Source organism: Kitasatospora sp. NPDC056783 (assembly GCF_042789895.1).
Taxonomy (GTDB): domain Bacteria; phylum Actinomycetota; class Actinomycetes; order Streptomycetales; family Streptomycetaceae; genus Kitasatospora.
Window position 1 is genome coordinate 1 of record NZ_JBHUAF010000426.1, and the last position, 7,159, is coordinate 7,159.

Genomic DNA, 7,159 nt, shown 5'->3' on the forward strand with positions numbered 1-7,159 from the left:
GACATCCCCGGCGCGGTGCAACGCGCCGTGGAACGGGTCGGCCTCGCCGACCGTGCCGACCACCGCATGAAGACCCTCTCGGGCGGGATGGTCCGCAGGGTCGGCATCGCCCAGGCCATCGTCAACGACCCGGCGGTGCTGCTCCTCGACGAACCCACCGTCGGCCTCGACCTCGGCCCGGATCTCCGGGGTGTCCAGCCCGCGCACGGTCATCGTGGTGCGGCGGCGCAGCACGTCGTCCGTGGTGTACGCCCACTCGTTGTCCGCCGCGTAGGCGACCTGCGCCCAGACGTCCGGGCCGTCCTCGTGGATCGGCCGGCCGAGCTCCGGGTTCTCGTCGATCATGCGGGCGATCTCGAAGGACAGGGTGCCGTAGTGGCCGGCCAGGTGCTTGGCCACCAGCGGCTCCATCCGCGAGCCCGGCTCGCGGTCGATCAGCAGGCGGTGCGCCACCGCGTTCGGCGCGCCGACGCCCGGCAGCGGGACGGTCGGGGCGATCGGGGACATGTCCTCGCCGAGGCTGGTGCCGGGCACCTGGGCCAGCTTCTCCAGCACGGCGCGGCCGATGTGCCGGTAGGTGGTCCACTTGCCGCCGGAGACCGACAGCATGCCGCCGCGGCCCTCGGTGACGACCGTCTCGCGCTTGGCGGCGGCGGTGTCGCCCGGGCCGCCGGGCAGCACCCGCAGGCCGGCGAAGGAGTAGGTGATCAGGTCGCGGTCGAGGTGCTCGTCGCGGATCGCGTGTCCGGCCTCGCCCATGATCTGGTCGATGTCCGCCTCGGTGGCCCGGACGTCCTTCGGGTCGCCGGTGTACTCCTCGTCGGTGGTGCCGAGCAGGACGTGGTCCTCCCACGGGATGGCGAAGGAGACGCGGTACTTGTCGATCGGGATGGTCAGCGCGGCGCGCCACGGCGAGCGGCGCTTGACGACCACGTGGGCGCCCTTGGAGAGGCGGATCGACGGCGCGGCGCCGGCGTCCTCCATCGTGCGCAGGTGGTCGACCCACGGGCCGGTGGCGTTCAGCACCAGGCGGGCGTCGATGCCGAACTCGCTGCCGTCCAGGCGGTCGCGCAGCTCGGCACCGGTGACCCGGCCGCCGGTGAAGCGCAGCCCGGTGACCTCGGCGTGGTTGAGCACCACGGCGCCGGCGTCGACCGCGGCGCGCACGGTCATCACGGCGACGCGCGAGTCGTTCATCTGGTGGTCGCCGTAGACGGCCACCGAGCGCAGGCCCTCGGTGCGCAGCGCGGGCACCTGCTGGGCGGCGTGCGCGGCGGTGGAGACCCGGCCCATGCCGTCGCGGAAGGCGGACAGCGCCGAGTAGAGGAAGACGCCGGCGCCGAGCTTGGCGGCGCCGTGCGGGCCGCCCTTGTAGACCGGCACGAAGAAGGTCAGCGGGTTGACCAGGTGCGGGGCCACGTCGGTGGAGAGCGCGCGGCGCTCCTTGTGGTTCTCCGCGACCAGCTTGACCGCGCCGGTCTGGAGGTAGCGCAGACCGCCGTGGACGAGCTTGGAGGAGGCACTGGAGGTGGCGCCGGCGAAGTCGCCGGCGTCGACCATGGCGACCTTCAGGCCGGCCTGGGACGCGGTCCAGGCGACGGCGGTGCCGAGGATGCCGCCCCCGATCACCAGCAGGTCGTAGGTGGCCTTGCCGAGCAGTTCGCGGGTCTCGGCGCGGGAGGCGGTGCGGCCGGCGGTGCGCTCGGCGCCCAGGGTCGGGATGGTTGCCATGGTGGTTGTGTACGGCGCGCGGGTCGGGCGGCGCCGTTACTCCTCTCGGGTGCGGTGCGGCCTCTGCGGGAGAGGCCGGTCGGCCCGGTGCGGCGGGCCGGTGAAACACGGGTGCGCCCGTTGCCGGAACAGCGGGCGGCCGGCCGGGGCGCGGGGCCCCGACCGGCTTGTCGGTCAGTTGTTCTCTTCCTCCTCCACCCAGCCCATGGTGCGCTCCACGGCCTTGAGCCACTTCTTGTACTCGCGCTCCCGGGTGGCCTCGTCCATGCGCGGGGTCCACTCGGCGGCGCGGTGCCAGTTGGCCCGCAGGGTGTCGAGGTCGCTCCAGAATCCGACGGCGAGTCCGGCCGCGTAGGCGGCGCCGAGGGCGGTGGTCTCGGCCACGTACGGGCGCTCGACCGGGGCGTCCAGGACGTCGGCGATGTTCTGCATGAGGAGGTTGTTGCTGGTCATGCCGCCGTCGACCTTGAGGGCGGTGAGCTCGACCCCGGAGTCCTTCTGCATGGCGTCGACGACCTCGCGGGTCTGCCAGGCGGTGGCCTCCAGGACGGCCCGGGCCAGGTGGCCCTTGGTGACGTACCGGGTCAGACCGGCGATCACACCGCGGGCGTCGGAGCGCCAGTACGGGGCGAACAGGCCGGAGAAGGCCGGGACGAAGTAGGCGCCGCCGTTGTCCTCGACGGTGTTGGCGAGGGTCTCGATCTCGGCGGCGGTGGAGATGATGCCGAGCTGGTCGCGCAGCCACTGGACGAGCGAGCCGGTGACGGCGATCGAGCCCTCCAGCGCGTACACCGGGGCCTGGTCGCCGATCCGGTAGCCGACGGTGGTCAGCAGCCCGTGGTACGAGTTGACGATCTTCTCGCCGGTGTTCAGCAGCAGGAAGGTGCCGGTCCCGTAGGTGGACTTGGCCTCGCCCTCGTCGAAGCAGGTCTGGCCGAACAGCGCGGCCTGCTGGTCGCCGAGCGCGGAGGCGACCGGGACGCCGGCGAGGTCGCCGACGGCCTCGCCGTACACCTCGGCGGAGGAGCGGATCTCCGGCAGGACGGCCATCGGCACGTCCATCGACTCGGCGATCTTCTCGTCCCACTGGAGGGTGTGGAGGTTCATCAGCATGGTGCGGCTGGCGTTGGTGACGTCCGTGACGTGCTTGCCGCCGTCGACACCGCCGGTGAGGTTCCAGATCACCCAGGTGTCCATGGTGCCGAAGAGGATGTCGCCGGCCTCGGCGCGCTCGCGCAGGCCCTCGACGTTGTCCAGCAGCCAGCGGATCTTGGGGCCGGCGAAGTAGCTGGCCAGCGGGAGGCCGGTCTCGCGGCGGAAGCGGTCCTGGCCGACGTTGCGGCCCAGTTCGCGGCAGAGCCCCTCGGTGCGGGTGTCCTGCCACACCAGCGCGTTGTGCACCGGCTCACCGGTGTTCTTGTCCCACAGGACGGTGGTCTCGCGCTGGTTGGTGATGCCGATCGCGCGGATGTCGTCCTTGGTCAGGCCGGCCTTCTCCAGCGCGCCGCGGACGACCGACTGCACCCGGGTCCAGATCTCGGCGGCGTCGTGCTCGACGTAGCCGGGCTGCGGGAAGATCTGCCGGTGCTCCTGCTGGTCGACGGCGACGATCCGGCCGTCGGCGCCGAAGATGATGCAGCGGCTGGACGTGGTGCCCTGGTCGATCGCGGCGATGTAGTTACCGGTGGAGGTCATGGGGAGGGTCCTCGGCTCGGGTTCGGGGATTACGGGGTGGGTGGGCCTGACGCGTTCGATCGGTCAGTCCCCGTGCTCGGCGGGGTCGAACCCGTCCTTTAGAAGATGGCGTTGTAGAGCCCGCCGGCGGCCAGGCCGCCCAGGATCGGGCCGACGACCGGCACCCAGGCGTACGACCAGTCGGAGGTGCCCTTGTGGGGGATCGGCAGCAGGGCGTGCGCGATGCGCGGGCCGAGGTCGCGGGCCGGGTTGATCGCGTAGCCGGTGGGGCCGCCCAGCGAGAGGCCGATGCCGACGACGGTGAAGGCGACCATCAGGGTGCCGGTGCCGGACTGGGAGAGGCCGGAGTTGGTGCCGATGGTGAGGATCGCGAAGCAGAGCACGAAGGTGCCGATGACCTCGGTGAGCACGTTCTGGACCGGGTTCCGGATCTCGGGGCCGGTCGAGAAGATGCCGAGGGTGGGTTCCTTGTTCTCGTTGAACTGGCCCAGGTAGGCGGCCCAGACCAGCACCGCGCCGATGATCGCGCCGAGCAGCTGGGAGCCGAGGTAGAGCGGCACCTGGCTCCACTCGCCGCTCTTGACGGCGAGTGCGATGGTGACGGCGGGGTTGAGGTGTGCTCCGGACTTCGGAGCCGACATGTAGGCGGCGATGAGGACCGCGAAGCCCCAGCCGAAGGTGATCGCCAGCCAACCGGCGTTGACGGCCTTCGACTTCTTGAGGGTCACGGCGGCGCAGACGCCGCCGCCGAGAAGTATCAGGGCGGCGGTGCCGAGGGTTTCGCCGACGAAGACGTCGCCGTTGGAGAACGCGGACACAAAGACTCCCTTGTCCATATGGCCCGGAGGGTAGGTGGGGGCAGACGGCTGGTCGATCGTTGTGCGGGTGAGCGCACTGTGGGAGTGATCTCTCCGGCCATCGTTCGACAATGTCGACCGCTATGCGGAAGCTTCCTCCCCAGGTCGCCCCCGCGTCAAGGCGGGGTTACGGAGCTGTGACCCTCACCTCGGGCGGTCCGTCGACGTTACCGAGCGGAGTGCCCGGAAATAGGACAAAACGCCAGAGGCGCGGACAGGCCTCCAGCCCGTCCGCGCCTCTGCGTGACGAATCGACCGCCCTCCGGCGGTCCCGCTCAGAACCTCCCGGCGCCCAGGTCGCGGGAGATCGCCCGCGCCGCGCTGCGCACCGAGGCCACCAGCGAGGGCTTCACGAAGCCGTCCTCGCAGACCCGCTCCACCGCCCCGCTGACGCACACCGCGCCCACCGGGTTGCGCCGCCGGTCCTGGATCAGCGCGCCGATCGAGGCCACGCCGTCCCAGGTCTCCTCGATCGAGTCGGCCCAGCCGCGCTCCCGGATCAGCGCGCACTCGGCGTCCACGTCGCCCGCCTCGGTCAGCGTTCGCAGGGTGTACGACTCGTACGGCCCGGCGCCCAACTCCCCGCGTGCGACCGGGTCGTAGGCCACCAGCACCTTGCCCAGCGCGGTGCTGTGCAGCGGCTGCATCGAGCCCACCTCCAGCACCTGCCGGGTGTCGTCCGGGCGGAACACGTGATGCACCACCAGGACGCCCTGCTGGTGCAGCACTCCCAGGTAGACCGTCTCGCCGGCCGCCCGGGCCAGGTCGTCCGCCCACACCAGCGCCCGCGCCCGCAGTTCGTGGACGTCCAGGTAGCTCTGGCCGAGCCGCAGCAGCTCGGCGCCCAGCTGGTACTTGCCGCTCTCCGGGTCCTGCTCGACGAACCCCTCCTGCTGGAGCGTGCGCAGGATGCCGTGCGCGGTGCCCTTGGCGAGGTCCAGCGCCGTCGCGACCTCGGACAAGCCCAGGCGGCGTTCACCGCCGGCCAGCAGGCGCATGATCGCGGCGGCCCGGGAAAGCGACTGGATCGGGCCGGGCATGGGGTACCTCCGCGCTGACAGGCGGTCGACATTGTCGACCGCAGTGGTGACGGGACGAGTCTGCCAGGCCGCCCCGACTCCGCGCACATTCCCCCCGGGGCAACCCGCCCCGACCCCCGTCGGCGCCGGACCCCGCCGCCCGGACGGGGCCGTGGCGGCGGGCACCGCGTCCGCGCGCCTTCGAACTGCGCCTTCGGACCGCGCGCCGCCGGTTCGTCCGCCGTCAGCCCACGGGATGCGTCCGCAGCACCGCCATCTCCGCCGCCAGCGCGGCGATCCCGTCCGTCCCGACCCGGCAGCAGCCTCCCACCAGCCGCGCCCCGTCCGCGAGCCAGCCGCCCACCCGGGCCGAACGGAAGGTCGGCTCCCCGCGCCAGCCCCGGCGGCCGGCGTCCCAGCGCTCCCCGCTGTTCGGGTAGACCACCACCGGCTTCCCGGTCACCTCGGCGGCGACCGCCACCGCCCGGTCGGCGTCCCGCGGCGTACAGCAGTTGACGCCCACCGCGACCACCTCGTCCACCTCGGCGGCCGGGGCGAACGCCTCCGCCAGCGGCTGCCCGGCCCTGGTCCGGTCGCCCTCGACGCTGAACGACAGCCAGGCCGGCACCCCCAGTCCGCGCACCAGCTCCAGCAGCACCCGTGCCTCGTCCGCGTCCGGCACCGTCTCCAGCGCCAGCACGTCCGGCCGGGCCGCCGCCAGCACCTCCAGCCGCGGCCGGTGGAAGGCCGCCAGCTCCGCGGCGCTCAGCCCGTACCGGCCCCGGTACTCCGACCCGTCCGCCAGCACCGCCCCGTACGGTCCCACCGACGCCGCCACCCAGCGCCGCCGCCCGCCCGGCGCGGTCCGCGCCGCCTCCCGGGCCAGCTCCACGCTGCTCGCCAGCAGCCGGGCGGCCTGTGCCCGGCCCACCCCGCGACGGGAGAACCCCTCGAAGCTCGCCTGGTAGCTCGCCGTTATCGCGACGTCCGCGCCGGCCGCGAAGTACGCCCGGTGCGCCGCCACCACCGCCCGCGGGTCGTCCGCGAGCAGCCGCGCCGACCACAGCGCGTCCGAAAGGTCGTGCCCGGCCGCCGCCAACTGGTTCGACATCCCGCCGTCGAGCACCAGCGGACCGGCGGCCAACGCCGTGGCGAAGTCCGGCGGGGGAGTGGTGGGCATGGCCGCCTCCTCTGGCAGAGTTCCTGGTCACAGCCTAGAAGGCGGGAGCCCCCACCCGAGGGGAAAACCATTTGCCGCTCGGGAACGCAGTCGCTACGTTGTGCTCAGCCCGAGAAGGACGGCGCCCGAGAAGAACAGCACCGGCGAGAACCACCACCCCTCGCACCGGCCGGCACGGAAAGGAGCCCGGCGATGGCAGCGGACGGCCAGCCGCCCCCCACCGGGCCCGAGGCCGAGCAGGAGTGGCTCGCCGCGTACGACCCGCGCGCCTACACCCCGATCGCCGTCACCGTGGACGTCGTCGCCCTGACCTTGCGCGAGGGCGTCCTGCACGTCCTGCTCGTCGAGCGCGGCGCCCCGCCCCACCAGGGCCGCTGGGCGCTGCCCGGCGGCTTCCTGCGGGCCGGCGAGGAGGGCCTCGACGAGGCCGCCGCCCGCGAGCTCGCCGAGGAGACGGGCCTGCGGGGCGCCTCCGAGGCCAGGCTCTGCCGCCTCCACCTCGAACAGCTCGGCACCTACGGCGCCCCCGAGCGGGACCCGCGGATGCACGTGGTCTCCGTCGCCTACCTCGCCTTCGCCCCGGACCTGCCCGATCCCCGGGCCGGGACGGACGCCGCGGCCGCCGCCTGGCACCCCGTCTCCGACCTGGACCTCCGGCCCCACGGCCGGTCCCGAGC

General features: G+C 73.1%; 5 protein-coding genes and 2 pseudogenes. 2 read left to right on the forward strand and 5 right to left on the reverse strand.

Annotated elements, in window-relative coordinates:
* A pseudogene (locus tag ACFRMQ_RS35780) lies at positions 1-189 on the forward strand (ATP-binding cassette domain-containing protein); the annotation flags it as partial.
* On the opposite strand, the pseudogene ACFRMQ_RS35785 reads toward ACFRMQ_RS35780, so the two are convergent.
* The 5 genes and pseudogenes from ACFRMQ_RS35785 to mmuM form a co-directional block, all read right to left on the reverse strand.
* Positions 166-1,731 (reverse strand): annotated as a pseudogene (locus tag ACFRMQ_RS35785) (FAD-dependent oxidoreductase); the annotation flags it as partial. The pseudogenes ACFRMQ_RS35780 and ACFRMQ_RS35785 overlap by 24 nt on opposite strands.
* A 174-nt stretch (positions 1,732-1,905) precedes the next feature.
* A complete protein-coding gene (gene glpK / locus ACFRMQ_RS35790) occupies positions 1,906-3,426 on the reverse strand; it encodes a glycerol kinase GlpK (RefSeq protein WP_380734991.1) in 1,521 nt (506 codons plus the stop codon).
* A gap of 98 nt (positions 3,427-3,524) precedes the next feature.
* On the reverse strand, positions 3,525-4,244 hold the full coding sequence (locus ACFRMQ_RS35795; RefSeq protein WP_380734992.1) for an MIP/aquaporin family protein: 720 nt from the start codon (positions 4,242-4,244) through the stop codon (positions 3,525-3,527).
* 314 nt (positions 4,245-4,558) lie between these two features.
* Positions 4,559-5,323 (reverse strand): IclR family transcriptional regulator, encoded by a 765-nt coding sequence (locus ACFRMQ_RS35800; RefSeq protein WP_380734993.1) that lies wholly within the window; start codon positions 5,321-5,323, stop codon positions 4,559-4,561.
* 223 nt (positions 5,324-5,546) lie between these two features.
* The gene (gene mmuM, locus ACFRMQ_RS35805) at positions 5,547-6,482 is read right to left on the reverse strand and encodes a homocysteine S-methyltransferase (protein WP_380734994.1); all 936 of its coding nucleotides are present in this window, start codon (positions 6,480-6,482) and stop codon (positions 5,547-5,549) included.
* 192 nt (positions 6,483-6,674) lie between these two features.
* Here mmuM and ACFRMQ_RS35810 point away from each other — a divergent pair.
* The coding region (locus tag ACFRMQ_RS35810) for an NUDIX domain-containing protein (RefSeq protein ID WP_380734995.1) at positions 6,675-7,159 on the forward strand (485 nt) is incomplete at its 3' end.